The organism is Mycoplasma sp. AC1221, from assembly GCF_054353815.1.
This window is the reverse complement of the sequence record NZ_JBTHHH010000011.1, coordinates 1-26,529: the sequence shown is the minus strand read 5'-3', so window position 1 is coordinate 26,529 and position 26,529 is coordinate 1. Positions and strand designations below refer to the sequence as shown.

Annotated in this window: 37 protein-coding genes, 1 rRNA gene and 1 pseudogene; 36 read left to right on the top strand and 3 right to left on the bottom strand. The window is 29.9% G+C overall.

What is annotated here, in order from left to right; translation table 4 throughout:
- The first annotated feature begins 38 nt into the window (after positions 1–38).
- The 9 genes from ACXYRK_RS02560 to ACXYRK_RS02520 all read left to right on the top strand — a co-directional run bounded on the left by ACXYRK_RS02560 (position 39) and on the right by ACXYRK_RS02520 (position 7,614).
- Positions 39–896 (top strand): DegV family protein, encoded by an 858-nt coding sequence (locus ACXYRK_RS02560; protein ID WP_458614649.1) that lies wholly within the window; start codon positions 39–41, stop codon positions 894–896.
- Positions 883–1,272 carry a tRNA (adenosine(37)-N6)-threonylcarbamoyltransferase complex ATPase subunit type 1 TsaE gene (gene tsaE / locus ACXYRK_RS02555; RefSeq protein WP_458597212.1) on the top strand — a complete coding sequence of 130 codons (390 nt, stop codon included), beginning with the start codon at positions 883–885 and terminating at the stop codon, positions 1,270–1,272. The genes ACXYRK_RS02560 and tsaE overlap by 14 nt, the downstream gene beginning before the upstream one ends.
- Before the next feature lie 7 nt (positions 1,273–1,279).
- A complete protein-coding gene (locus tag ACXYRK_RS02550) occupies positions 1,280–1,816 on the top strand; it encodes a tRNA (adenosine(37)-N6)-threonylcarbamoyltransferase complex dimerization subunit type 1 TsaB (protein ID WP_458614650.1) in 537 nt (178 codons plus the stop codon).
- Positions 1,816–2,751, top strand: coding sequence for a tRNA (adenosine(37)-N6)-threonylcarbamoyltransferase complex transferase subunit TsaD (gene tsaD, locus ACXYRK_RS02545; RefSeq protein ID WP_435130082.1), 936 nt, complete (start codon positions 1,816–1,818; stop codon positions 2,749–2,751). Before ACXYRK_RS02550 ends, tsaD begins: the two co-directional genes overlap by 1 nt.
- A 30-nt stretch (positions 2,752–2,781) precedes the next feature.
- Positions 2,782–5,328 carry a preprotein translocase subunit SecA gene (secA, locus tag ACXYRK_RS02540; RefSeq protein WP_458617925.1) on the top strand — a complete coding sequence of 849 codons (2,547 nt, stop codon included), beginning with the start codon at positions 2,782–2,784 and terminating at the stop codon, positions 5,326–5,328.
- A 137-nt stretch (positions 5,329–5,465) separates the two neighbouring features.
- Positions 5,466–5,969: a hypothetical protein gene (locus ACXYRK_RS02535; RefSeq protein ID WP_458597215.1), complete on the top strand. Its 504-nt coding sequence runs from the start codon at positions 5,466–5,468 to the stop codon at positions 5,967–5,969.
- A 38-nt stretch (positions 5,970–6,007) separates the two neighbouring features.
- Positions 6,008–6,595, top strand: coding sequence for a chromate transporter (locus tag ACXYRK_RS02530; RefSeq protein WP_458614294.1), 588 nt, complete (start codon positions 6,008–6,010; stop codon positions 6,593–6,595).
- Positions 6,595–7,251 carry a chromate transporter gene (locus ACXYRK_RS02525; protein WP_458617923.1) on the top strand — a complete coding sequence of 219 codons (657 nt, stop codon included), beginning with the start codon at positions 6,595–6,597 and terminating at the stop codon, positions 7,249–7,251. The genes ACXYRK_RS02530 and ACXYRK_RS02525 overlap by 1 nt, the downstream gene beginning before the upstream one ends.
- An 81-nt stretch (positions 7,252–7,332) precedes the next feature.
- Positions 7,333–7,614 (top strand): HU family DNA-binding protein, encoded by a 282-nt coding sequence (locus ACXYRK_RS02520; RefSeq protein ID WP_435130097.1) that lies wholly within the window; start codon positions 7,333–7,335, stop codon positions 7,612–7,614.
- Here the strand turns inward: ACXYRK_RS02520 and recU are convergent.
- Positions 7,611–8,099 (bottom strand): Holliday junction resolvase RecU, encoded by a 489-nt coding sequence (recU, locus tag ACXYRK_RS02515; protein WP_458617920.1) that lies wholly within the window; start codon positions 8,097–8,099, stop codon positions 7,611–7,613. The genes ACXYRK_RS02520 and recU overlap by 4 nt on opposite strands.
- Positions 8,100–8,204: 105 nt before the next feature.
- On the opposite strand from recU, the gene tpiA reads away from it, so the two are divergent.
- The 25 genes and pseudogenes from tpiA to ACXYRK_RS02390 all read left to right on the top strand — a co-directional run bounded on the left by tpiA (position 8,205) and on the right by ACXYRK_RS02390 (position 22,784).
- A complete protein-coding gene (gene tpiA, locus ACXYRK_RS02510) occupies positions 8,205–8,939 on the top strand; it encodes a triose-phosphate isomerase (RefSeq protein ID WP_458607680.1) in 735 nt (244 codons plus the stop codon).
- 128 nt (positions 8,940–9,067) lie between these two features.
- Positions 9,068–10,732, top strand: a complete 1,665-nt coding sequence (locus ACXYRK_RS02505) for a ribonuclease J (protein WP_458607681.1) — start codon at positions 9,068–9,070, stop codon at positions 10,730–10,732.
- Between the two features lies 1 nt (position 10,733).
- Complete coding sequence (locus ACXYRK_RS02500) at positions 10,734–11,705, top strand: hypothetical protein (RefSeq protein ID WP_458617919.1); 972 nt, start codon at positions 10,734–10,736, stop codon at positions 11,703–11,705.
- Between the two features lie 10 nt (positions 11,706–11,715).
- Entirely contained in the window at positions 11,716–12,054 is a 339-nt protein-coding gene (locus tag ACXYRK_RS02495) for a thioredoxin family protein (protein ID WP_435130113.1), read from the top strand.
- A gap of 189 nt (positions 12,055–12,243) precedes the next feature.
- Positions 12,244–12,552: a 30S ribosomal protein S10 gene (gene rpsJ, locus ACXYRK_RS02490; protein WP_435130116.1), complete on the top strand. Its 309-nt coding sequence runs from the start codon at positions 12,244–12,246 to the stop codon at positions 12,550–12,552.
- Positions 12,553–12,570: 18 nt separating this feature from the next.
- Positions 12,571–13,230, top strand: a pseudogene (gene rplC, locus ACXYRK_RS02485) (50S ribosomal protein L3); the annotation flags it as partial.
- Positions 13,231–13,367: 137 nt separating this feature from the next.
- On the top strand, positions 13,368–14,204 hold the full coding sequence (gene rplD, locus ACXYRK_RS02480; protein ID WP_458614660.1) for a 50S ribosomal protein L4: 837 nt from the start codon (positions 13,368–13,370) through the stop codon (positions 14,202–14,204).
- Positions 14,204–14,671 carry a 50S ribosomal protein L23 gene (rplW, locus tag ACXYRK_RS02475; protein WP_435130122.1) on the top strand — a complete coding sequence of 156 codons (468 nt, stop codon included), beginning with the start codon at positions 14,204–14,206 and terminating at the stop codon, positions 14,669–14,671. Before rplD ends, rplW begins: the two co-directional genes overlap by 1 nt.
- A 115-nt stretch (positions 14,672–14,786) precedes the next feature.
- The gene (gene rplB / locus ACXYRK_RS02470; protein WP_458597224.1) at positions 14,787–15,632 is read left to right on the top strand and encodes a 50S ribosomal protein L2; all 846 of its coding nucleotides are present in this window, start codon (positions 14,787–14,789) and stop codon (positions 15,630–15,632) included.
- Positions 15,632–15,910 (top strand): 30S ribosomal protein S19, encoded by a 279-nt coding sequence (rpsS, locus tag ACXYRK_RS02465; RefSeq protein ID WP_435130128.1) that lies wholly within the window; start codon positions 15,632–15,634, stop codon positions 15,908–15,910. The genes rplB and rpsS overlap by 1 nt, the downstream gene beginning before the upstream one ends.
- On the top strand, positions 15,910–16,251 hold the full coding sequence (gene rplV / locus ACXYRK_RS02460) for a 50S ribosomal protein L22 (protein ID WP_458597225.1): 342 nt from the start codon (positions 15,910–15,912) through the stop codon (positions 16,249–16,251). Before rpsS ends, rplV begins: the two co-directional genes overlap by 1 nt.
- Entirely contained in the window at positions 16,251–16,925 is a 675-nt protein-coding gene (gene rpsC / locus ACXYRK_RS02455; RefSeq protein ID WP_458597226.1) for a 30S ribosomal protein S3, read from the top strand. The genes rplV and rpsC overlap by 1 nt, the downstream gene beginning before the upstream one ends.
- Positions 16,903–17,322, top strand: a complete 420-nt coding sequence (rplP, locus tag ACXYRK_RS02450; RefSeq protein WP_435130137.1) for a 50S ribosomal protein L16 — start codon at positions 16,903–16,905, stop codon at positions 17,320–17,322. The genes rpsC and rplP overlap by 23 nt, the downstream gene beginning before the upstream one ends.
- Positions 17,322–17,516 carry a 50S ribosomal protein L29 gene (gene rpmC, locus ACXYRK_RS02445; RefSeq protein WP_458617917.1) on the top strand — a complete coding sequence of 65 codons (195 nt, stop codon included), beginning with the start codon at positions 17,322–17,324 and terminating at the stop codon, positions 17,514–17,516. The genes rplP and rpmC overlap by 1 nt, the downstream gene beginning before the upstream one ends.
- Before the next feature lies 1 nt (position 17,517).
- On the top strand, positions 17,518–17,787 hold the full coding sequence (gene rpsQ, locus ACXYRK_RS02440) for a 30S ribosomal protein S17 (protein WP_435130142.1): 270 nt from the start codon (positions 17,518–17,520) through the stop codon (positions 17,785–17,787).
- Positions 17,787–18,152 carry a 50S ribosomal protein L14 gene (gene rplN, locus ACXYRK_RS02435; RefSeq protein WP_435130145.1) on the top strand — a complete coding sequence of 122 codons (366 nt, stop codon included), beginning with the start codon at positions 17,787–17,789 and terminating at the stop codon, positions 18,150–18,152. The genes rpsQ and rplN overlap by 1 nt, the downstream gene beginning before the upstream one ends.
- An 11-nt stretch (positions 18,153–18,163) precedes the next feature.
- The gene (gene rplX / locus ACXYRK_RS02430; protein WP_458607688.1) at positions 18,164–18,499 is read left to right on the top strand and encodes a 50S ribosomal protein L24; all 336 of its coding nucleotides are present in this window, start codon (positions 18,164–18,166) and stop codon (positions 18,497–18,499) included.
- Positions 18,500–18,501: 2 nt separating this feature from the next.
- Positions 18,502–19,047, top strand: a complete 546-nt coding sequence (gene rplE / locus ACXYRK_RS02425) for a 50S ribosomal protein L5 (RefSeq protein WP_458617915.1) — start codon at positions 18,502–18,504, stop codon at positions 19,045–19,047.
- Complete coding sequence (locus ACXYRK_RS02420) at positions 19,047–19,232, top strand: type Z 30S ribosomal protein S14 (protein ID WP_458617913.1); 186 nt, start codon at positions 19,047–19,049, stop codon at positions 19,230–19,232. The genes rplE and ACXYRK_RS02420 overlap by 1 nt, the downstream gene beginning before the upstream one ends.
- A gap of 2 nt (positions 19,233–19,234) precedes the next feature.
- A complete protein-coding gene (rpsH, locus tag ACXYRK_RS02415; RefSeq protein ID WP_435130154.1) occupies positions 19,235–19,630 on the top strand; it encodes a 30S ribosomal protein S8 in 396 nt (131 codons plus the stop codon).
- A 10-nt stretch (positions 19,631–19,640) separates the two neighbouring features.
- A complete protein-coding gene (gene rplF, locus ACXYRK_RS02410) occupies positions 19,641–20,183 on the top strand; it encodes a 50S ribosomal protein L6 (protein WP_435130157.1) in 543 nt (180 codons plus the stop codon).
- 12 nt (positions 20,184–20,195) lie between these two features.
- Positions 20,196–20,546 carry a 50S ribosomal protein L18 gene (rplR, locus tag ACXYRK_RS02405; RefSeq protein ID WP_435130160.1) on the top strand — a complete coding sequence of 117 codons (351 nt, stop codon included), beginning with the start codon at positions 20,196–20,198 and terminating at the stop codon, positions 20,544–20,546.
- A gap of 2 nt (positions 20,547–20,548) precedes the next feature.
- The gene (rpsE, locus tag ACXYRK_RS02400) at positions 20,549–21,259 is read left to right on the top strand and encodes a 30S ribosomal protein S5 (protein ID WP_458597230.1); all 711 of its coding nucleotides are present in this window, start codon (positions 20,549–20,551) and stop codon (positions 21,257–21,259) included.
- Positions 21,259–21,699 carry a 50S ribosomal protein L15 gene (rplO, locus tag ACXYRK_RS02395; protein ID WP_458597231.1) on the top strand — a complete coding sequence of 147 codons (441 nt, stop codon included), beginning with the start codon at positions 21,259–21,261 and terminating at the stop codon, positions 21,697–21,699. Before rpsE ends, rplO begins: the two co-directional genes overlap by 1 nt.
- A gap of 146 nt (positions 21,700–21,845) precedes the next feature.
- A complete protein-coding gene (locus ACXYRK_RS02390; RefSeq protein WP_458597232.1) occupies positions 21,846–22,784 on the top strand; it encodes an L-lactate dehydrogenase in 939 nt (312 codons plus the stop codon).
- A gap of 95 nt (positions 22,785–22,879) precedes the next feature.
- Here the strand turns inward: ACXYRK_RS02390 and tig are convergent, their stop codons facing one another.
- Positions 22,880–24,199 carry a trigger factor gene (tig, locus tag ACXYRK_RS02385; RefSeq protein ID WP_458617911.1) on the bottom strand — a complete coding sequence of 440 codons (1,320 nt, stop codon included), beginning with the start codon at positions 24,197–24,199 and terminating at the stop codon, positions 22,880–22,882.
- Positions 24,200–24,334: 135 nt separating this feature from the next.
- Between tig and rrf the strand changes: the two genes are divergently transcribed.
- Positions 24,335–24,440, top strand: a 5S ribosomal RNA gene (gene rrf / locus ACXYRK_RS02380).
- On the opposite strand, the gene ACXYRK_RS02375 is transcribed toward rrf, so the two are convergent.
- Positions 24,440–24,970, bottom strand: coding sequence for a hypothetical protein (locus ACXYRK_RS02375; protein WP_458614214.1), 531 nt, complete (start codon positions 24,968–24,970; stop codon positions 24,440–24,442). The two genes, rrf and ACXYRK_RS02375, sit on opposite strands and share 1 nt — an antisense overlap.
- A 249-nt stretch (positions 24,971–25,219) precedes the next feature.
- On the opposite strand from ACXYRK_RS02375, the gene ACXYRK_RS02370 reads away from it, so the two are divergent.
- Positions 25,220–26,431, top strand: coding sequence for a hypothetical protein (locus ACXYRK_RS02370; RefSeq protein WP_458617909.1), 1,212 nt, complete (start codon positions 25,220–25,222; stop codon positions 26,429–26,431).
- Positions 26,432–26,529 lie beyond the last annotated feature (98 nt).

The window sequence follows — 26,529 nt, the reverse complement described above, 5'->3', positions numbered from 1 at the left end:
ATTTAACATTATAACATTTTTTATTATAATAGATAAGTATGAAAAAACTAGCAATTATTATTGATTCCTCTAGTGGGCTGACAAAAGAACAAGCACAAAGACTAGGATTTTATTATTTACCACTTATTATCCAAATAGATGGAAAATCATATCAAGATGGTATTGAAATAACTAAAGACAATTTGTTTACAGTATTTAATAAGAATATTAAAAATGTTTTAACATCTGCAACACCAATTGGTTATGCAAGTGATTTATTTGCCCAATTATCTAATGAATATGAAAATTTAGTTGTATTCCCTATTTCAATGCATTTATCGGGCCAATATCAGATTTTAAAAAATCTTGAGCTGGAATTTCCTAAACTTAAGGTGGTTGCTTCTTTAAATCTTTCTTTTACAGTCTTAGATCAAGTTTCAAGATTTAAAAAAGAGTTTGCTCTGAGCAACGATGTAGACTTATCGATTAAAAATGTATCCGACTGAAATAAAAGTTTAGATATTACATTGATACCTAAATATAATGATTATTTAGTTCGTGGAGGTCGTTTAACACCAGCATTAGCAACCTTAGCAAAACTTTTAAAAATAGTTCCATTAATTCGTTTTCGTGAGGGTAAATTAGTTAAACAAGGAAAAGGGAGAATCTTTTTAAAAAGTGTTTTTGATGAAATTAACCGCAAATTAGAGTTAAAAGAAAACCGAGATTTAGTTCTTTTAACAGCAAATGGTGATTTTGATCAAGAAATTATTGATTATTATAAAAATTCTTATGATGGTAACATTCTAGTTTTTCCAATCCCTACTGTTGTTGCTATTCATACTGGGCCAGAAGCGATAGTAATTGGGACAGGTGAAAATATTGTTGATTCGTTGAAAGAATATGAAAGAATATAGTTTTTTTGCTAACGATTTAGAACAACTAAAAGAGAATATTCAAACTTTTTTACCTATAATAAAACTAAAAAAGTATCTTTTGTTATCTGGTGAATTAGGTGCAGGAAAAACAACTTTTGTACAAGTTTTAGGTAAGTTATTAGGAATAAAAGAAAATATTACATCACCTAGTTTTAATTATATGAAAGTTTATAACGGATTAGTTCATATTGATTTATATACATATAAAGGTGATATTGATGAATTTGAAGATTACTTTGATGACAATATTGTAGCTATTGAATGACCGGAAAAAAAGAATTTACTTTTTGATGCATATGTAAAAGTTGACATAAGTTTTGATAACACAAGAAAGTATAAAATTGAAATTGTATAATTTATTTTTGGATACCACTGGAAAAGATTTTTGTATCGCTTTATTTGACCTTAATTTTAATTTAATAAAATCAGTGATTTTAGAGAATTATAAAAAAAAGATAGATTTAATAGTTAAATATTTCAATGATTTTAATATAAAAATTAATGAAATTAATGGTTTATATATAAATTTAGGTCCTGGTTTTTTTACAGGAGTTCGAGTTGGTTTTGTTTTCTTTAGAACACTAGCATTGGCTAATAATATTGATTTTTATACAACTACGACATTTGAACTTTTGATGATGCAGAATGATAAAGATACTTTTTACACCGATGCACAAGGAAAAAAAGTTTATTTTTTTGATAAACAGATGTTCTTAAAAACAGAAGATATCTTTGAAAGCACTAAAGTTATTGATGCAACAGATAATATAACCCTTGATAACATTAATTACCAGAAAGTTATTTCCAAATTCCTTGCTTATCAACACATTTTTACAAAAAAACATCCATTAGAAGTTGAACCTATATATATTAAAAAACCACAAATAGGAAGTAAATAATGCGTATTTTAGGTATCGAAACATCACATGACGATACATCATTAGCAATATTAGAAGATGGTAAGATTTTACAGTTATCCACAATTTCACAAATTGATATTTTCAAAGAATATGGTGGAACAATCCCGGAGTTAGCTTCCAGAGAACATGTTAAGAACATTGCTGTTTTACAAAAAATAATTTTTAATAAATATCCTATTGAGACAATAGATTACGTTGCCTATACAAAGGAACCCGGATTAATAGGAACCTTACAAATTGGTTTTTTATTCGCCTATGCCATAGCACTTTCTATTAATAAATTGCCTATACCAATTAATCATTTGCACGGACATTTGTTTTCAGCAACAATTGATCAAGATGTTGAATTCCCTGCTTTATGTTTACTTGTTTCGGGAGGTCACACACAACTTATTCTTGCTCATGATGTTTTTGATTTTGATATTATTGGAGAAACATTGGATGATGCAGTTGGAGAATGTTTTGATAAAGTTGCCGTTAAATCTGGGTTAGGTTTTCCTGGTGGTGTTTTAATTGATAAGATTTCACAAACTTATCAAGGTGAATATATAAAATTTAGCAAACCACATACTAAAAATCCATATGACTTTTCCTTCAGTGGTTTAAAAACACAGGTTTTGAATTATATAAATAATCAAAAAATGAAAAATATTGATATTGATATAAACCAAGTTGTTGCAAGTTTTCAAAAAACAGCGATAGAATATTTGTGTGAAAAAACAACTGCTGTATTGAACCAATATAAAGTTAAAACATTAATTTTAGGTGGTGGAGTTTCGGCGAATTCAGAACTGCGCAAAGAATTTGTTAAATTACACCCTAATACTATCATACCAAAATTAAAATATGCAACAGATAATGCAGCTATGATAGCACAAGCAGCATATATAAGACTTACAAATAAAATATATTAAAAAATAACAAATTAAGTATAATTAAATAATATGAATTTATCAAAGATGTTAGATTTTAAAACAACTGAAATGCGAATTGCAGAAAGTGCTTTAAAACAGATAAATAAACTTGAAAAATATGTTTCACAACTTAGTGATGAAGAACTAAAAAAACAAACAGAAATTTTCAAGAAATTTCTTGCAGAAGGACATACATTAGAAGAAATTCGTAATGATGTTTTTGCGGTTTCGCGGGAGGCTACCAAAAGGGTTTTAGGTAAGCGTCCTTTTGATGTTCAGATTTTAGGTGGACTTTTATTAGATTTAGGTTCTGTTGCTGAGATGAAAACAGGTGAAGGAAAAACGATAACTTCAATTGCACCTGTATATTTAAATGCCTTATTGGGTAAAGGCGCTATTGTTTCAACAGTTAATGAATATTTAACAGTGCGTGATGCTGAAGAAATGGGACAAGTTTTTAACTTTTTAGGTTTAACCGTAGGAATAAATAAAGCACAATTAGATCCCGATCACAAACGAGCCGCTTATGCGTGCGATATAACTTATTCAGTGCATTCAGAATTAGGTTTTGATTATTTACGTGATAATATGGTGCAAAATGTTGCTGAAAAAGTTCAGCGAGGGCTTCAGTTTTGCTTAATTGATGAGGTTGATTCAATTTTAATCGATGAGGCAAAAACACCTTTAATTATTTCAGGGGGTGAACAAGAAGATGTAGCAACTTATTTTTCTGCAGACCAATTTGTTCGTACCCTAGGCCCTGATGATTATATCATAGACGACGAATCAAAGGCTGTTGCTTTAACTCACCAAGGAATTGCTAAAGCAAATCGTTTTTATAAAACTAAAAATATTTATAACATCGAAAATTCTGAACATATACATTTGATTCAGAATGCTTTGCGTGCCCATAAAATTATGCGTGTTGATGTTGAATATATAGTACGTGAAGGGAAAATCGAACTAGTTGATAGTTTTACTGGCCGGATAATGGATGGTCGTAGTTATTCCGAAGGATTGCAACAGGCAATACAGGCAAAAGAAATGGTTGAAATTGAAGCGGAAACCAAGACTTTAGCGACAATAACATACCAAAACTTCTTTAGAATGTTTAAAAAACTATGTGGAATGACAGGAACAGGAAAAACTGAAGAACAAGAATTTATTGATATTTATAATATGCGAGTGAATGTGGTACCCACAAATAAACCTATCGCCAGAATTGATGAACCTGATTCAATTTATGGAAGTTATGAAGATAAATGAAATGCAGTTGTTGAAAAAATAGCAGAACTTTATCATAAAGGACAACCAGTATTGGTAGGAACTGCACAGATTGAAGAATCTGAATTATTGCACCGAATGCTACTTCATAAAGGGATTCCACATACAGTTTTGAATGCAAAACAAAATGCTCAAGAAGCTGAAATTATTTCAAAGGCAGGTAGTGTTAAATCAGTTACAATTGCTACTAATATGGCTGGTCGTGGAACCGATATCAAACCATCACCTGAGGCATTAAAATTAGGTGGATTGTATGTTTTAGGAACCGAAAAAGCTGAATCGCGAAGAATTGATAATCAGTTGCGTGGTCGTTCTGGTAGACAAGGTGATATCGGAACAAGTAAATTCTTTATTTCTATGCATGATCAACTAATGCGTCGTTTTTCAACCTTTGATGTTTTTAAAGATGCTTTCAAAAGCGAAGATGGAAGCGAAATAACTGATAAAAATACTAAATACGCATTTAATCATGCCCAAAAGAAAATCGAAGGATTGAATTATGATTCGCGTAAATCAGTGTTGCATTATGATGATGTTATTCGTCAGCAAAGAGATTTGATTTACTCACAGCGTGATTTAATTTTGGGTTCACCTAATATTGATTTTATTGTTCGTAGAATGATTGCTTCATCAGCTCGTGCAATAGTGAAAAGTGGTGAATATCAACTTCATAATAAAATTTATAATTATGAAGGTTTAGTAAGTTTTTTAAATGCTAATATCGGTCAGTTAGTTAAGTTTGAATTTAATTTACAAGAAATCAGTGCGATTCATGAAAGTGATTTACCAGATTATGTTTCTAATATTATTTTAAGTGTATATCAAGAATGACTTAAGAATGCAACCGAAAAAACATCACACGAAGAATTAGTTGATTTAAAACGTGCTACAATCCTAAGGGTTTTAGATAATAAATGACAAACTCATATCAACCGTATGGATAAATTGCGTTCAAATGTGCATTTGGTTCAATACTCGCAAAAAAATCCTTATCAAATTTACACCGATGAAGGAACTAAACTTTTTGAAGCATTACTAGATGATATAGCATACAATGTTATGTTAAGTATTTTCTCAAATCATGTTGGCAAAAAATCCCTTATTACCAAAGAAATGCTTTCAGACCCAGTATTTTTACAAGTTAAAAATAATTTTAGTTTAGATCCTTATAAAACATTGGAAGAACAAGAACAAGAGTTAGTTGATTTATATTATTCTGTTGTCAGAAGAATTGAAGAAATAAAACAGCAGGAAATGCTTGAAAATCAAAATTCGGATTTATCAAAAAACTAAAAACCTGTTTTATTAATAAAATAACGGCATTTTTTCGCTTTTTAATTATTTTATTATCTAAATATAGTAAAATTATAGAGCATTAAATATTGCAAATTAAATCTCAATATAACGAACTTTAATAAAGGAGAATAATTATGGAAAAGTGTTCATGTGGAAGAATAGGATGTAAAGGAGAATGTAAGGTAAATAAAACACATTCTCATAATGCTGTTACTTGCAAGGATGTCAAATGTCATTTAAATAAACAAACTACTGAAAAATCTATTGCTTGTCCAAATTGTGGTAAGGTAGGTTGCAAAGGTGAATGCGAACTTCAAAAAGCACATGTTTGTCCATTATGTGGTAAATTAGGTTGTCGTGGTGAATGTAAAATGAAAAAAGAAGAAGTTTGCAAACACTGTGAAAAAAAAGAGTGTAAGGGAGAATGTAAATTACAAAAATCACAAACCTGTCCACATTGTGGTAAAACAGATTGCAAAGGATTATGCAAACTTAAAAGACCTGAATCAACATGTCCAAAATGTAAAAAACCAGAATGTAAAGGAAATTGCTCAACATTAAAACCAGGTGAAACTGCAACTTTTAAAGATTTAGCTTCTGAATTTGAAAAATTCTCAGATAATTTAAAGAAAAAGTAAATTGCATACACATAGTATGCTTTTTTACTTAAATAATTATGAGAAAAGTTAATATTACACAATTAATTTTATTTATTTTGAAAGTTACTTTTATAGGTTTTGGTGGAGGCAATGCCTTAATGCCTATTATTAAAAGAGAGGCAGTTGAAAAAAGAAACTGAATTACACTTGAAGAGTTTGAAAACATTGTCATTGTTACCAATTTATTGCCAGGCGCTTCTGTTATTCAAACACTTTCATATATATCAATTCATTTATTAGGTAAATGAAAAGGAACATTAATTACACTTATAGCAATTTTACCCCATGTTTTACTTGCTTTTGCTTTTTTAATTTTAGTTAATAAAATACCAATTCAGTATGTAAGAATCCTATCAGTAGGTGTTTTAATAGCAATTATTGCATTTTTGTTGGAATTTGCAATTAGATTTATTAAACAAGCAAATAAAGCAATTTTTATGCCTTTATGACTTACTATTTTTATCTTTGCATTTTCATATAGTTTTTTTGTTCCGGCACCATATAACATTCCGGTAGTAGCAATTTTTTTAGTTTTATTAATATATTCAATAATTTTTTTGATTTTATGAAAAAAGAAAAAACAAATTAAATTAGGAAGAAAATAATGATTTTGGCTTTTTTAGTTGCTCTACCTTTTTTGATTTTAATTTCCTTATCAGTATTTGGTGGAGGACAAGTTTTTATGCCAATCTTTCGTTGATTATGAATTTTTTTGGTACAAAACTTTGGTGCAAATATTAATGATGACCATATTAATACAATATTCACTGTTGCAAATTCTACCCCTGGCGTAGTTTCAACAAAATTCGCTTTTTTTACAGGTTATATAATAGCAAACGGACAATGATGGGGTTATTTAGCAATGTTTTTAACATACCTTATTTTTTGCTTACCTGCAATTATTATTATGGTGTTAGCAATGAAATATATTAATAAGTTCAAAACTAATACATTTGTAAAAAATATGTTAATTATTATGCGTCCAATTGTTGCTGGAATTATTTTATCTCTCGCATTACAGTTATTTTTAGCTATCTTTGTCCCTGAAGTGTCATTTAATAAATCGCTGGCTAAATATGCGATAGAAAAAAAAGAAGTGTTTTTTGTTGGATATCGAAATATATTATTAAAAATATATGTCCCGATAGGAATTTTGTTTTCATATTATCTTGCTAAGAAAAAGTTTTCATTATTTTTAATTATTGTTATAAATATAGCTATTTCATTTTTTTTGTTTGCAATTCCTTTTTCAGGCAGTTAAAAAACTTTTATCCCTAAAATATAGGCATTTTTTTGAAAAAGTATTATAATATACCTATATTTTATTTAACAAGGAGAATAAATGACAAAAAAAGATTTCTTATTGGAAGTTGCTGATAGATTAGAGACATCACCAAAAGATGTTGAAAAAGTACTTGATGCAATGGTTTTTGTCCTTAAAGAACAATTAATTGCAGAAGACACAGTTAGATTATCACACTTAGGTATTTTCTCTACAGTGGTTAAAAAACAACGTACAATAGTAAACAGATTTACAAAAGAAGAGCAAGTTGTTCCACAAAAACGTGTGATTAAATATAAACCTTCTAAATATTTAAGAGATTTAGTCGATTTAAAAGCTTAGTCATCCAGTATATTTAAAATACATGGAAATTCTAAAGAAAGTTCTTTGGAATTTTTTATTACATCATCTAATTTAATTGAATGTATACCCTCTTTAAATAATTTACATAAATACCTTGTGTAAATTTTAAAAAAACGATTTACATGTGAAAAAAATATAACAACAAAAGCTATCCCTCCATTTGAATTGATATTATTTAAATAATCTATTTGATGTTCTTTAAGGTTTGCTAAATCAAAGCGATCTTCGTTACAACTTTTTGCTTCAAAACACACAAAAATACCTTTATAGCAGCCGATGTAATCAACAGTACTTTTTTTGTAAATATTTGAATCTCTTACTACTAATTTCTTACCTTCCTTAGTTATTGTTTTTAATGAAACATCCAATCCTTTCTTTTCAATATAAGCAATTTTATGTCTTCAATAATAATCTATCGTTTTATTCAAAACTGATTCCAAAAACATTCCACGATTTTTATTCATATTTTATTTATAATTAAAATACATTAATGAACTAGAACAGAACATAAAATAAACTTATTTATAAAAATAATTTAAAAATACTGTAAAATACTTTAAAGGAGTTAAATGAAGAGAAAACTTATTATTGGTAATTGAAAAATGAATAAAACTTATTCAGAATCCAAGGAATTTTTTGAGAAATTTGGTGATTGATATTTTTCTAACAATGAATTATTACCAAAAAACATTGAATTTGGTATCGCTGTACCTGCTGCTAATTTATGTTCATTTGTTGTTAATACAGTTGAAAAATTTCGCTTAGCAGCACAGGATTGTTCACCATATGAATCAGGTGCTTATACAGGTGATACATCTGCTAGTATGCTTATCGATTTAGATGTATCGTATGTTATTTTAGGACATTCAGAAAGACGTAAATATCATTTTGAAACAGACGAGTTAGTAAATGTAAAAGCAAAACAAGTTATTTCATACCATTTAAAACCAATTATATGTGTTGGTGAAACATTTGAGCAATATCAGGCAGGACAAACCAAAGAAGTTATTAAAAAGCAACTTGAAGTTTCTTTAAAAGATTTAGATTTGAAAAAAGTAGTTATCGCATATGAACCAATTTGAGCTATCGGTACCGGAAAGGTTGCAACACCTGAAATAGCACAAGATATTTGTAAATATATCCACGAAATCACATCAAAAGATGTGGTAGTGCAATATGGTGGAAGTGTTACACCAAGTAATATAGCAGAATTATCAAAACAACCTGATATCAATGGATTTTTAGTTGGTGGTGCTTCATTAGAACTTAAAAGTTTTATTGATTTATTGAAAAATACTAAATAAGATTGGCATAATAAGTTATGCCTTTTTTATTGTAATATCATTAAAAAAATAAAAATTAACTTTGTTTTGTTATAATAGATATACTATTTTAAAATTAAGAATTTATATTGAATAAGCATAGGAGACAAATGGAAAAAGTAAATATTTTTGCTTTAGGTGGGCAAGATGAAAACGGTAAAAATTGTTATGTTTTAGACTACAACGATGATTTATATGTTGTAAATGCAGGTGTAAAAATACCAATTAACTCTAATAATGGTGTTGATACACTAATTCCTGATTTTACTTTTTTAGAAAAACATCGCAAAAAAATTCAAGGTATTTTTATTACAGATATTCGTAATGAAAGTTTTTCAGCACTTCCATGACTTTTAATGAAAATACCAGGATTAAAAATTTATACATCTTTTATAAATAAACAAATTATCCAAGAACGCCTTAATAAATACAATATTAAAAATGATTCGTATAAATTAATTGCTCTATCAGACCGTAAGAAAATTGGAAACATACTTGTGCAACCTATCGGACTACCAGGAAGTGCTCCAGGTAACTTAGGTTTTGATTTTATTACACCAAATGGTGATTATGTGTTTATGTTTAATTATATTGAAGGTGATTTAGGAATTTTTGGTAGAACTTGATTTTTACATTTACCAAAACTTTTTAATAAACGTAAAATTAATGCATTGGTTACTGATGCAGGTAAAGATAAGGGTGGTGGTAGAGCAATTGAAAAATTATATCTACCTGATAGTGTAGAAAAAACATTTAGATTTGCAAAACCAAATACTAAAATAATAGTAGGTGGTTATAGTGAAGATATGGTATCGATGCAGCAGATTATAGAACTTGCTAATAAATATAATCGTCCAGTAATACCTTATGGAAAAGCATACGCAGACTTGTTATTTTTAATGAAGCAAATTCAAGCAAAAATAAGTCCAGATTTTAAGTTCCCTGAAATAATTGATTACAAACAAATTAGTAAGCATCCAAATGCTGTTGTGCTTGTAACTGGTGCTATTGAACGTTTATATACCCGTTTTATAAGAATTCTTAATAACGAAGATGTATATTTAAAAATAGATTCAAATGATAGTGTAATTATGATTGCTCCTCCAGTTAACGGTCTTGAATCGCTTGCAGCTGTAACATTAGATGAAATTGCAAAAAGGACATCAAATTTAGTTGATATTTCTGAAAAAGAATATTTTTATTGTCGTCCGAGTAAAGAAGATGTATTTAATTTGGTTAAGAATCTTAAACCCACTGTTTTACTACCTGCTCAAGGGTTGTATCGTTATTTAGTAGATTTAGTTACATACATAAAAGAAGATAAAAATTTAGCAAAAGAAGTTAATCCGATTGTTTTATTAAACGGAAAAGTTGCACATTTTGCATATGGAAAATTAATTTCACATAATGGTAAAATTAAAGATGTTGGAGATACCATTATAGATGGTTTTGGTGTCGGGGATATTTCATCAGAAGTTTTAGCAGAACGTGAAGTTTTAGGCCGTGAAGGTGTAATTATTATAAATTCGCTTTATTCAGCAAAAACCAAGAAAATTATTGGACAATTACATATCAATTATGTAGGTGTTATCGATGTGCAAGAGCAACCAAGAATAAATGATTTGATTAAAGATACAATTATTGAAATTATTAATACCAAAACTTTTACTACAATGCGAGAATTCAATGAAAAAGTCAGAAAAACAGTAAGAAAAAGAATCTTTAAAATAACTGATAAAGATCCAATGATCGCTTTTTCACTAACAACTATATAATATGAAAAAAAGTAAATTATTTAATTCGCTAGGTTTAAAATTCATTGAATTTTTACCTAGCAACCATATTACTTTAGAAAAAAAACTCAAAATTTGAAAGTTAATTTTAATTTTGAGTTTTTACCTTATAAGTCTGCTTTTTTGTGCTTTATATGTATCAAAAATTTTACCTAATTGACTGCAATGAACATATTTATATACATATGGGCTTTTATTTGGAAATAGCATCTTTTTTGCATTATTGTTTGGATTTTTAGCGATATTAGTATGAATTTTTACTTTATTTACTAAAAAGAAAGCTATCAGTTGAACATCTTGTGTGAATAAAATAGATTTTGTTGCATTTAAAAATTGAATGTTGAAAATTTTACTATTTCTCTTTTTGTTTTTTGTTATCTTAACTCATTTAATCCTGCATTATATATACAATCATGATGTAGAATTTAGCACAAAACTTCCTGCACATATTTTTAAAAACGGTTGATATGCAAAATTTATGACATCGAAACAAAAAGTAACTATTGAAGATATTTCAATTTATAATAATGTTGGGGTTGTTTTTGATACACTTATTAATTTGTTTTATTTACCTACATTATCAAGTTTATTATTAATTTTATTATTAATAGGTATAGTCGTTTTTTTGTGTTTATATATCCTTGATATCAAGTTAATTATCAAGAAAAATAAGTGAAATATTCAGCAATATAAGAAATTTATAAATTCGCATAAAAGTTTTTATTTATCAACTACTCATTTTGAAAAATATCTTGATTTTTTATTTAAAGCAGCAAAATTTTATGATATAGATTACAAAAAAACATCTTTTAAATTACTAGAAAAGAGTATACTATCAAGAGTTGATGAGCAAATAGTGAATCAACTGCTTAAAAATGCTGTTGAAACTTCAATAATTCAACAACAACAAAATGAAGATTTCTTAGATGAGCTAGATAAATTAGATTTTAATTAAAGGAGTTTTTATGTTTGACAAATTATTATGAGATGATGCTAAAAAACTTATTGAAAGCAAGCAAAAAGATGATTTAACATTCTTGATTTTTACAACAGGTTGATGTGGAGACTGTAAAATGATGAAACCTACCTTAGATCGTATCGCAAAAAAATATGAAAAAACTAAGGTACAATTCATTCATGTGGATGCTGAAGAAGCAAAATTATTTAGAAACCCAGATACAGAATGAAAAGTGCTAAAGGTTCCTACAATGATTTTATTAAACGGTACTGAAATAGTTGAAAAAGCATTTGAATATGTTCCAGAAGAAGTGCTTTCAGAGTGAATAGAAAACAGAATTTCATAGTTGATACACCAACATCCGTTGTTAGAAAAAATACAGGATTTTTGATTTCTGTATTTTTATTTTTGCTTTATAATTGAAAAGCAACTATAACATTGATCTATAAGGTTGCTTAATCGTCATTGTTGTTGAGGACGGTTGAGGTTTTTATAGGGAGTTATGTTCAAAAATCGAACAAGGAGACAACATTTAATGAGTAAATTAAACATCAAAGTTAAAGGGTTTGACCATGCATTAGTTGATTTAGCAGCAAAGAAATTATTTTTGTTAGCTAAAGAAGAAAAAACTGATGTTAGTGGTCCAATTCCGCTTCCAACTAAAAGAGATGAAGTTACTATTTTAAGATCTGTTCACATCAACAAAACTAGTCGTGAACAATTTGAAAGTAGAACACACCAAAGATTAGTTGTAATCAAGAACCCTTCAGCACAACTAACTGATAAAATTAATCGTTTAGATTTACCTGCTGGTGTGCTTTTACAAGTAAAAGTTCAAAAATAATTTAATTAAGGAGATCAAATGAAAGGAATCTTAGGACGTAAAGTTGGTATGACTCAAATCTTTACTGAAACAGGTGCTAGTGTACCAGTTACAGTAGTGGAAGTTCAACCAAATGTTGTGTCTAAGGTGCTTACTGTAGAAAAAGACGGTTATGTAGCGACTCAATTAGCAGTTTTTGATAAAAAGTCAAGTCGTAGCAACAAACCACTTACAGGACACTTTAAAAATGCAAACACAACACCTAAGCGCTTCGTAAAAGAAGTTCGTAATATGTCAGGTTATGAACTTGGACAAACAATCACAGTTGACATTTTTAAATCAGGTGAATTAGTAGATGTAACCGGTATCTCAAAAGGTAAAGGTTTTGCAGGAACTATTAAACGTCACAACCAAGCTATTGGACCTAAATCTCATGGTGGTGGTGGTGGTTCACAACCAGTAAGACAAACAGGTTCACTTGGAGATATTTCAGGTAACAGAGTTTTTAAAGGCATGACAATGCCAGGTCATTTAGGACATGCAAAAACAACAGTGCAAAACTTAGAAGTTATTAAAGTTGATACTGATAATAATATTTTATTAGTAAAAGGTTCAATTCCGGGACCTAAAAAATCATTTGTTATGATTCGTAAAGCAGTAAAAGGATTACCAGATCATAAAGAAGTTAAATTAGTTAATGTAGCAGAAGTTCAATTAATGAATGAATTAATCGAACATGCTAAAAAATATAATATTGAGGTTTCTGTGGGTATGACATCTGTGCAACTTAAGGCATTGATTGATGAAGCAGAGGCTAAGGAAGGAGAAAAATAGTTATGGCTGAAACTAAAAGCAAAAAAACTGAAAACACAAAACCTGTAACTAAAAAAACTCCAGATGCAAAAGTAGCAAATAAGCCTGCTTCTAAATCAACTTCAAAGAAAACAAATTCAGATGCTAAAAAAACAAATATAAATAAAGAAGTTAAATCTACCAATGAAACATCAAAGCAAACAAAAACAACTTCCAAATCTGCTCCTAAGTCAGCAAAGATTTCTGTTGTAAAAGAAACTGTTGTTAAAAAAGACTTTTATGCACAATTACCAAAATCACTTTTTGGTTCTGAAAAAATTTACACCCAAGCAGTTTTTGATACCATTTTATCTGAAAGAGCATCAAGAAGACAGGGCACACACCAAGTTAAAAACCGTGCTCAAGTAAGCGGAAGTGGTAAAAAACCATGAAGACAAAAAGGGACAGGAAGAGCTCGTCATAGTTCAACCAGATCACCAATTTGAGTAGGTGGTGGTAGAGCATTTGGACCACAAGCAAACAAAAACTATTCACTTAAAGTTAATAAGAAAGTTAAATTTGCAGCATTTGTTTCTGCACTAACCTTATTAGCAAATGATAAAGCAGTTATTATTAACGATTTATCATTAGATGCAATCAAAACTAAAGCATTAGTTGCAAAATTAAAGGAATTAGAAGTAGATCACTTAAAACGTATATTAATCGTTACTGAAAGTCCTATTGTATATAAATCTGCTGCGAACTTGCAAAATGTTTCAACATCAAAAGCAAACTCTTTATCAGTTGAACAATTAATTGGAGCAGATGTATTAATCGTTTCAAATGAAAGTCTTAAATTGCTAGAAAGTAGAGTTAAATAATGGAATTAACTAAAGTTATTAAAGCACCTATTCTTTCAGAAAAAACAGATATTTTAAGAACAAAAAACAATATATATGTTTTTAAGGTTGATTATGCTGCAAATAAATACCAAATAAAAGAAGCGATTGAAACAATTTTTCAAGTAGAAGTTGAAAGTGTAAATACAATAAAAGTTAATAAAAAAGCAAAGAATGTAGGACGTTATCATGGTTTCACTAATCGTTATAAGAAAGCAATGGTTACTTTAAAAGATGGACAAACCATGAACTACTTGCCTAACGAAAGTGAATTAAAAGCAGATGATAATTCACAACAAAAAGTAGAAGAAAAAGCAGCAAAGGCTAAAAAATCAGCCGATGTTGAAGCAAAAGTAGCACAAAAATTAGCTGCTAAAAAAACAGTAGCAACTAAAACTGCTTCAGTTGCTAAGAAAACTACCACAAAACGTAAAATCGGTGGTGAATAATCTTCTTATAATTAATGAATGGGAATGATATTCATTAATTTATTAAGTTTACAGAGCGGAAATTACTGCTTAAAAGAAAGATCCGCAACTATTTTTAAGCAAGGAGACAAAATAAATGGCATTAAAACATTATAAGCCAACTACCAATGGTCGTAGAAATATGTCTTCATTAGATTTTAAAACAAATCTTTCAGGTCATGAACCAGAAAAATCATTGTTGGTAAATTTAAAAAACCATGCTGGTCGTAACAATCAAGGAAAGATCACTGTTAGACATCGTGGTGGACGTGTTAAAAGATTCTACAGAATCATTGATTTTAAACGTAACAAAGATGATATCCCTGCTATCGTAAAAACAATCGAATACGACCCAAACAGATCGGCAAATATTTGTTTGTTAGCGTATGCAGACGGAGAAAAAAGATATATTTTAGCACCTAAAGGGATTGTTTTAGGTCAAAAAGTTCTTTCAGGAGAAAATGTTGATATTGTAGTAGGGAATGCACTACCATTAGCATTTATCCCAGAGGGTACATTCGTGCATAACATTGAAATGCAACCAGGTGGTGGAGGTATTATTGCTCGTAGTGCAGGTACTTCTGCACAAATTCTTGGTAAGGATGATGATGGAAAATATGTAGTGTTAAAACTTAAATCAGGTGAAACACGTCGTATTTTAGCTCGTTGTCGTGCTACCGTTGGTGTAGTAGGTAACGAAGAACACTTACTTGTTAATGTTGGTAAAGCTGGAATCAATAGACATAAAGGAATTAGACCTACCGTACGTGGTTCAGTAATGAACCCAGTAGACCACCCACATGGGGGAGGGGAAGGAAAACAACCAGTTGGTCGTAAAGCTCCACTTACTCCTTGAGGTAAAAAAGCACTTGGTGTGAAAACCAGAAAAACAAAGAAATCTTCAAATAAACTTATTTTAAGAAGAAGAAAGGATGCTAAATAATGTCACGTAGTTTGAAAAAAGGACCTTTTGCAGACGATCACTTACTTAAAAAAGTTGATGCAATCGTTGAAGGAAAAGCACCTAAAAAACCAATCAAGACATGATCAAGAAGATCAACAATTTTCCCTAGTTTCGTTGGATTAACATTTGCAGTTCATAACGGAAAATCATTTATCGAAGTATATGTAACCGATGATATGGTAGGACACAAACTTGGAGAATTCTCTCCAACTCGTACTTTTTCAGGTCACGGCGCAGATAAAGGTAAGAAGAAATAATGGCACAACAAGCTATAGCAAGTGTTAAACTTCAAAGAGTAAGTAGTTCAAAAGCAAAATTAGTGGCTAATTTATTTAGAGGAAAAGATGTTTCAATTGCTTTAGGGCTTTTAAGAAACACATCAAAAAAATCAGCACCAATTTTTATGAAGCTACTTAACTCAGCAATTGCAAATGCAACTAACAACCACGGAATGAATGCATCAAAATTATTTGTTAAAGAAGTTTATGTTAATGAAGGACCAACTCTTAAAAGATTTCAACCAAGAAGCCAAGGTCGTGCTTATTCAATTTTTAAACGCACATCAAACCTTAAAATTGTTTTAGAGGAGAGAAACTAATGGGACAAAAAGTTAATCCAAATGGGTTCCGTTATGGAATTACTAAGGCACACAATACAGTATGATTTGCTGAAAAAGCAAATTATGGTGATTATTTAGTTGAGGATGCTAAAATCTATAAGTTTTTCGATAAATTAGTGCGTCAATATCAAATTGGTAGAGTTCAAATTAAAAGAAATAAAGATAATAAAGTTACTGTATTCTTGCACACTGCAAAACCAGCAGCAGTTTTAGGTCAAGAAGGTAAAAACATCCAAGAACTTACATTAAAGGTTCAAAAATTCGTAAAAAACAAACACTTGAACCTTAGAATTCAAGTTGTTGAACTTAAAAAACCAGATTTAAATGCAAGATTATTAGCAGAAATGATTGCTACTAAGCTTGAAAATCGTGACAGTTTCCGTCAAGCACAAAAAATAGCAATGCGTGCTGCTTTAAAATCTGGAGCCAAAGGTGTTAAGACAATGGTATCAGGACGTTTAAATGGTGTTGATATGGCTCGTACAGAAGGTTATTCTGATGGAGAAATGCGTCTTCATACTTTAAGACAAAATGTTGACTATGCAACAGCAACTGCTCGCACTACTTATGGAGCAATTGGGGTTAAGGTTTGAATTTCACTTGGTGAAATTTTGGAAGGAGATGATAAATATGCTTCAACCAAAAAGAACTAAATATCGTAAACCATTTGTGGTTCAACATGACAAACGTAAAGCAACCAAAGGAAACACAGTTAATTTTGGAGAATATGGTTTACAAGCAGTTACATCTGCATGAGTAACTGCACGTCAAATTGAGTCAGCTCGTATTGCTGCTACTCGTAGAATGGGTCGTGAAGGACAAGTTATTATTCGTATTTTCCCTCACTTTTCAAAAACTTCTAAACCAATTGGGGTTCGTATGGGTTCAGGAAAAGGAGCTCCTGAACTATGATATACAGCAGTTAAAATTAATACAATGATGTTTGAGGTAAGTGGAGTTTCTGAAGAAGTGGCTCGCGATGCCCTTCGTTTAGCTGGACATAAATTACCAGTTAAATGAAAAATTGTTAAAAAAGAAGGAGTACAATAATGCTTTTTAAAGATTTACAAAAGAAGTCAAAGCAAGAATTACAAGAATTAGTGCTTAAATTAAAAGCAGAATTATTCACTCTTAGATACCGTAATGTTACTGGTGATTTGAAAGAAACACACAAAATTAAAGTTTTAAGAACTGATATTGCAAAAACACTCACAGCATTAAACCAAAAAAAGGATACAAAATAATATGGAACGAAATACTAGAAAAACATTAACAGGAACAGTTGTTTCGGCGGGGAAAGCTGCTAAAACCATTATTGTTGCTGTTGATACTTTTAAAAAGCACCCACTTTATGCAAAACGTTTTAAATCTACTAAAAGATTTGCAGTACATGATGAAAATCATCAAGCAGCATTAAATGATGTGGTAGTTATTATGGAAACTAGACCGCTTTCTAAAACTAAACACTTCAGATTGGTTTCAATTAAAGAGAAAGCCTTAGAAGGAAATAAATAATGCTAATTGAATTATCAAAAGCAAATGTTGCCGATAACTCAGGTGCAAAAGAAATCGGTGTAATTCGTATTTTAGGTGGGGCAAAGAAAAAAGTTGCTAATATCGGTGATATAATCGTGTGTTCTGTAAAAAAAGCTATTCCTACTGGAATGGTAAAAGAAGGTCAAGTTGTGAAAGCGGTTGTAGTTCGTTCAAGATATGGAATACACCGTAATAATGGTTCATATATTCGTTTTGATGATAATGCTGTAGTACTTTTAAAAGAAGATTTAACACCAAGAGGAACACGGGTATTTGGACCAGTTGCTCGTGAATTACGTGACAAGTTTCCAAAAATAGTTTCATTAGCACCGGAAGTTTTATAAGGAGTTAATTTATGTCAAAAATTAAGTTCAAAAGAAATGATCCAGTTATAGTTATTTCTGGAAGCGAAAAAGGTAAAACTGGAACTATTGAAAAAGTATTACATTCACAAAACCGTGTTATCATCAAAGATGTTAATATTGTAACTAAACACAACAAACCTAGCCAAAAAAATCAAGACGGTTCAATTAAAGAGATGGCTGCTCCAATTCATGTATCAAATGTTGCTTATTTAGCAAAAAAAGCCACAAAATCACAACCAAACATTGCTTCAAAACTTGGATATAGAATTAATAAAGATGGTAAAAAAGTAAGATTTGTTAAAAAAACCAATAAGGATATTAATTAATTATGCTAAAAGATGTTTATGTTAAAAAAGCAGTTCCTGCTTTAAAAGAAAAATACCAATACTCATCAATAATGCAAGTTCCAAGAATAGAAAAAATCGTATTGAATATGACTGCAGGTAAAGAGGTTTCAAACTCAAAATCAATCGATGAAGTGTTAAACGAATTAACCATTATTTCAGGACAAAAACCATTCCAAACCAAAGCTAAAAAGTCAAATGCTTCATGAAAGCTTCGTGAAGGGATGCCTATGGGAGGTAAAGTTACTTTACGCAGAGGGCGTATGTGAGACTTTTTAGAAAAATTAATTCATGTTGCGATGCCACGGATTCGCGATTTCCGTGGAGCAAATCCTAGAGCATTTGATGGAAGAGGAAACTTTGCTTTAGGGATTAAAGAGGAAATTATTTTCCCAGAAATTGAATTTGATAAAATTCGTCGCATTAAAGGACTTGATGTCCTAATCGTAACTACAGCAAACACAGATGCAGAAGCACGTAGTTTATTAGAATTACTAGGTGTACCATTCGAGAAAAAAGGAGCTAAATAATGGCGAGAAAAGCATTAATTGTTAAAGCAAAACGTCATCCTAAATTCTCATCACGTGCTTATACACGTTGTGAATTATGTGGACGTCCACATGCGGTTTTAAGAAAATATAAAGTATGTCGTATCTGCTTTAGAACCTTAGCACATGATGGTAAAATTCCAGGTATGAAGAAAGCGAGTTGATAATTATGTTTATAACAGATCCTATTTCAGATTTAGTGGTTCGTATTAAAAATGCCAACGCGCGTAGACATAAAACCGTTTCAATTCCTTTTTCTAAGAAAAAAGAAGCAATTGTAAAACTTTTTGAATCACAAGGATACATTGCTTCTTATGCAGTTGAAGGTGAAGGTATAGATAAGCAAATTGTAGTTACATTAAAATACAAAAAAGGACAATCAGCGATTGTTGGGATTAAAAGGGTTTCGAAACCTGGTTTACGTGTGTATGTTAAATCAGATGAAATTCCTTCTATTATTTCAGGTTATGGTACTGTAATTATTTCTACATCTAAAGGTTTAATGACTGGAAAAGAAGCAAGAAAGGAAAATGTAGGTGGTGAAATTATTGCCTACATTTGATAAGGTTTAGGATATGTCTCGTGTTGGAAATCGTGTTTTAACTATTCCTGCAGGGGTAACCTTTAAAATGGATGCTGATGTTGTGACTATCAGTGGTCCATTAGGAACTTTATCAAGAAAATTCAGTCCACTTATTTCAATTCATGTTGATGGGAATAAAGTATCAACCGTTCGTGCAAACGAAGAAAAAATTACTAAACAACTACACGGAACCACCAATGCACATATTGCAAATATGTTATTAGGAGTTTCAAAAGGATTTCAAAAAGATCTTGAAATTAAGGGTGTTGGATACAAAGCAGTTTTAACAGGAAATAAGCTAGATGTATCAGCTGGATACAGTCATATTGTTTCATTAACAGTTCCAGCAGATGTTAAAGTTGTAGTTAGTCCTAAACAAACCGAAGTTTCAGTTTTAGGTATTGACAAGCAAAGTGTTGGACATTTTGCATCAGTAATTCGTGCAGTAAGAACCCCAAGTGTATATTCAGGTAAGGGGATTTCATATAAAGGTGAAAAAATTAGACGTAAGGAAGGGAAAACTGCTTCTAAATAGTAAGCAGCAAATATGGCGAAATTATCAAGAAATCAAGCACGTAAACTTAAGCATAATCGTGCCCGTCATTACATTGTTGGTAGTGCAAGCAAACCACGTTTAAATGTTTTTAAATCACACCAAAACTTATATGCGCAACTAATCGATGATTCAAAAAGAGTTACATTAGCATCAGCATCCACTTTATCTTTACCAGGATATGGTGGAAATATTACTGCTGCAAGTAAATTAGGTGATTTAATGGGTGAAAAAATCTTAAAACTTAATCTTTCAGAAGTTGTTTTTGATCGTGGTGGATATTTATATCACGGAAGAGTAAAAGCATTTGCAGATGCAGTTAGAGCAAAAGGAGTTAAATTCTAGTTATGGAAAACCAAAAAGAAAATAAAGAACCTAAAAAAGATTATAAGGTTGTCAGACCAACAACCGGAACTAAGGAAGTTAGACCTCGCAGAAATATTAACCACAAGCCATCAAACTCATCAGAACAAAAACCAGTTCATACAAATGCAACTGACAGACCAAACCGTGGGTCAAAAACAGAAAACCGTTTTAAAAAACCAGCAAACCGTGACAATCGTCGCAATAAAGAAGTTTCTGAATACAGCGAAAAAGTAATCGATATTGCTCGTGTTACCAAAGTTGTTAAAGGTGGAAGAAGATTTAGTTTCTCTGCTTTTGTGGTAATAGGGAATAAAAAAGGTAGTGTAGGTTATGGACACGGAAAAGCTAATGAAGTTCCAGATGCCATTAAAAAAGCAATTAAAGATGCGAAAAACAACCTTATTTCAGTTCCTTTTGATTCAAAATCACCTACTATCCCACATGAAGTCTATGCTAAATTCTTAGCATCAAAGGTTATGCTAAAACCTGCCTCTAAAGGGAAAGGATTGATTGCTTCAGGTACAGTGCGTGCTGTCGCAGAATTAGCAGGTTATTCAGATATTGTTACTAAAACATATGGTTCTCGTTCAAAGACTAACACTGTTAAAGCAACCGTTAAAGCACTTAGACAACTTAGAACACCAGAACAAATAGCTGAAATCAGAAATAAAGATGTAAAGGACTTAAGATAATGTCAATTAAATTACATACTCTTAAAGCAACAGAAGGTTCAAGACCAAGCAAGCACCGTAAAGGTCGTGGACATGCTGCTGGTAAAGGAAAACAAGCTGGTAAAGGTCAATCAGGACAAAACAAGCGCAAAGGACATAGATTAGGATTTGAAGGGGGACAAACTCCGTGATTCCGTCGTTTAGGAAAACGCGGATTTACTAATGTAAACCATATTGAATACCAAATCATTAACCTTGATCAACTGCAAACACATTATGAAAATAACTCAGAAGTTACTATTGAATCATTATTTGAAAAAGGATTAGTAAAAAGAAATCTACCTATTAAACTCTTAGCAAAAGGAACATTAAGTAAATGCTTAACTGTAACTGTTAATAAAGCTTCACAAGCAGCAAAAGAAGCTGTCGAAGCTAATGGTGGAAAAGTTGTTGAATTATAATAACATAAAACTAATACATTTAATGTATTAGTTTTTTATTATCAAACTTTTGCATACAAAATAAATCGAAATAAAAATAAAAAAATAAGTTATTAATACCATAAAAATAGTATAATAGGATAGCATACATTTTAAAGGAGTTTTATATGAAAGCAACAAAAGTTATTTTAGTTGGTGCCGGAGCAGTTGGTGCTTCATTCTTATATTCAGCAATTAATCAAGGATTAGCTGCTAAATATGGTATTATAGATAAATTCGATGGACCAAGAGACGGAAATGTTTTAGATTTAGAAGATGTTATTGTTCCATCAGTTCGTAAATTTGAAGTTTTTGCAGCAAGTTATACTGATGCAAAAGATGCAGATGTAGTAGTTATTACAGCAGGAAGACCACAAGTGCCAGGTGAAACTAGATTACAAATGGTTCAAGATAATGCTCTTATTATGAGAGATATCGCTAAACAAATTAAGGAAAGTGGATTCCAAGGAATTACTCTTATTGCATCAAATCCAGTTGATGTAATGACATATGTATATATGAAAGAAACAGGATTTGATCCTAAAAAAGTTATTGGATCAGGAACAATCCTTGATACTTCAAGACTGAAACAATTACTTTCAAAGAAAACAGGTGTTTCAACCAACAATATTGAAGCATTTGTGCTTGGAGAACATGGGGATTCATCACTTGTAAACTTCTCAACATTTAAAATTGCCGGATTACCTTTCTCAGAATTTGAAGCAAAAACAGGAATTAATGCTTCAAACTACATCGAAGAACTTGAAAAACCTGTTTATACCAAAGCGTATAAAATTATTGAAAGAAAAAGAGCAACTTATTATGGAATAGGTGCTTGTTTAGCACAAATTCTTAGATACATCCAAGAAGATGCAAATGCTGTATTACCACTAGGAGTATTATTAAATGGAGAATACGAAACTAGTGATGTTGTAATTGGGGTTCCAGCAGTTGTTGGAAGTCAAGGAATTAAGCAAATTGTGCAAATTAAATTAAACGATAAAGAAAAAGAAAAATTTGCTAGATCAGTAGGAATTATTAAAGCTGCAATTAAGTCAGTAATGTAATAACACATATATACAGGTGAGTAAATCACCTGTTTTTTTATAATCTTAGGAATAAAAGGAAGAAAAAACGAAGTAAAAAACTTCGTTATATTATTTTATTTAGCTAAGAAATTAATAAACTTAATAAACTCTTTTGCTAATTTTGTAGAATCTTTATGTTTGTTTTCTTTAATGATTAAATAAAGAATTAGTAGTGAAGCATATTTATCTCTTTGATCAATTGGATAATCAACTAATAAATCCTTAAATTCATTTAGTTGTTTTTCTAATTCATCTTTATCTTTTGGTAAGATTTCAGCCATATGTCTACTTGCATATGCTTTCTTTTCTTGTTCTAATGCAGTCTTTTCAAATTCCTTTTGAATATCTTCTTCGGTTGATTTTACAAGATGGAAGTATTCTTTCTTTTTAATTCCATATTGCTTTAAATTCTTATCAAAATCTTCTTGTAGTTTTTTAATAGCATCTTCTAATAAATTTGGGTGGACAACAGGATTAGCAATTTCTAACATTTCATTTATGATATCTTTTTCAAAATTATGAATCGATGTTATAAAATTTTCTTTTAATTTTTTGTTGAATACTAAATCTAGATATTGATCTTTTGTTTGAACATTTTCACCCAAATTGTATCCTTTAACAATTTCATCTGTTATTTCTTTTTGCACTAAGCGAGTAATAGAATTAATTTTAACTTCAAAAATTGCTTCTTTGTTTTGGTATTCTTTTACGAAGTATGAACCAGGAAATGTTACTTTTATATCACCTTTTCATCCTGTTGTTTTACCAACTAATTGGTCTTCAAATCCAGGTATAAAAGTATTTGATCCTAATACTAAATCAACACCTTCTGCTTCACCACCTTCGAAAGGTTCATCATCAATAAATCCTTTAAAATCAATATTTACTGTATCAGTAAGTTTTGACTTTACTTTTGGATCACTAACTACTTCTTTAATAGCTGTTTCTTTATAAAACTCTTCAATAATTTGTTTCTTATCTTTTTCACCTGATTTAGGAAGTTTAATTTTTGCTTTTAAATTCTTTAAATCTACTTTTGAAAAATCAGGTCACATAGGAAAATGATAAGAAATCTCTAAACTACCATCTTTTTGAGGGTTAACATCTAGCGAATATTTTGAAAGTGCTTTAATTTTTTTGTCATCTAAGTATTTTACAACATCGTTGAAACTTGAGTGAAGAAATGAATCAACAGTTTTTCGTGAAATAGCATTTGTGTCTAAATATGCTTCTAATTTCTCGCGCGGTGCTTTTCCAGGACGGTAACCAGGAACCTTTACCTTTTTTAAAGCTTCATTAAAATAAAAGTCATTTTTCTTTTTTACTTCATCAGTAGGAATTAAAACCTTAATTGTATATTCAGCTAATTCTTTATGCTCTTGGTGTTTAATCATTTGTTCTCCTTACATAATATATTATTATATTTTACCTTATTTTCTGTGATTTTAAAACTATATCTTTATTAATTATGAATTCAAACAAAAAAATAAAAAAATATTTGGTATTTTAAAAAAAATCTGTATTATATTACCAGTAGCCATAGCAAGTGGGATCACCTGATACCATTCCGAACTCAGTAGTTAAGCCACTTTACGCCGACGATAGCCTAACGGTCAAAATAGGAAGCTGCTTTTTTATATCGATTTTTCAATATTTATATAAGGCAGTTCCAGATTATCAATTTTAATTGTTTTATAATAATTAATATTTATATTTGAAATAGTGTATAGTTTCGTTTTTTTATCTAAAAAATCATAATAAACAAAAACTCATGTATCAGGATTTTTATCATATATATAATCAAATAACTTTGGCAATATAGAAAAATTACCATCGTTTATTTTTTTTAATAATTTTATAGAATTTTTTGAATTAGCTTTTATATTATTGCTTTGTATCAGGATATTTAGATAAATATATTCATTATTTATTTTAATTTGTGGGATAAAAATATTTTTTTCATTTAAATTTAAATTTAATGGTAATCCAGATTCTTTCAGTTTTATTAGTGTGTTATAAGTAATAATTGTTTCTATATCATCAAAAGGTAGATTTCCATTTTTAGCTTGCTTTAAGCTCTCACCAAATAAAGAATAAACAAATCTAAATTGATAAGCTAGCTCATTAAAAGCGATTATAGTTTTTTTGTCATTAAAAATATTCATAAATTAATTATACTAAATCATAATAATATTTTCATGAGATATTTTTTCATAGGATTTTCTAAAAAAGAAGAAATATGGAAATTTTGTGAAAATTTCAAATAACAAGGAAAGTAAAATATGTAAAATTCTCACATTTCTTTGCAAAAAAAAAAAAAAAACATAAAATAACTATTTATGTTATATTTCATTACTAATTTCGATATAACATACAATTTCACATTGATTATGAAATTGAGAAAGAAGGATAATATGAAATTTAAAAAGAAACTTTTAGCATACTTATCGGCATCAGGGGTGACTTTAACAACTGTCGCTGCTGTTGCTGTTTCATGTGGTGCAGGTAAAACTCAAGCACCTGCAAAAGAACAAAAAATAACAGATCAATCAATTAATGTTACTGAATATGGTGTAGCACCTGCTAAAGCAGATATAAAAGTTATTTATTTAAAGCACCCTGCTGCTAGAAGTGAAAACTATATGTCAAAGGATGGTTCATTTGTCTTTGTTCTCCACGACCAACCACTTGTCGGAATTAAAGGTGATTGAGTTGCTATTGCAGCAGAAGTTAAATCACTTGATGATAATAGTCTTGTAAAAGACGGAGACATTAAGGCAGCATATGCTAGTGTTGATGTAAATCAAGATCCACTTAAAGAAGGACAATATCCACTTTTATTTAAATGAGATAAAGATAATGATAATGCATTAATACCAAATAAATTTTATTCATTTGCTTTTTATAAAAAAGACGGAAGTGAAAAAATTCTTTTCTCTGTTGAAAATATGAATAAAAACCTTAATACATTTTCAACTACTCCAATAGATAAACCACAAAGACAAATAGACTATAGCAAAATAGCAGTTCCAACTGATTTATCAACCATCTCATCTGGACAACTTGAATGAATAAAAATGCATAATTTTTCACAATTTCAAGCGATTATGCAAGTATTAAAACCTTTGCCTGATAATTGAATTTTTGGACAACCAGGAAATGAATCGGATATCAAAGAAACCGAAAGTACATTACCACCAATAAAAAATCAACCAAAACCTGTACCTGAAAAAGATTATAGTAGTGTTGCGATTCCTGCAAATGTCTCTGATATAACAACTGAACATTTAAATTGATTACAAAAACACGATGTTCAAAAATATTTAGCAATTAGAGATGCATTAGGATTAGGGGGGGGATTAAATAGTTGAATTTTCGGTTACCCACCAAGAGACCCAAGTAAAAAGCTACCTGAAAATCTATCAACATTATCTCCTGAACAACTTGAACATATTAAGAAAACAAATTATAATTTATGAGTAACAATTATGAGAGGTAATGGTAAAGCAGATGCTGTTATAACATATAAAGGTGGAAAAAAAGACGAAAAGAAAGAAACAAAAGCAACTACAACTAGCTCTGCATCAGGATCATCGAGCACTACAACAACCCAAAAAACAAAGTAAAAAATATAAAATTATGCAACTATATACAAAATAAAGTTGCATAACCCAAAATGCAATCTAAAAAGCTACACTATAAAAATTAGACTATTGTGTAGCTT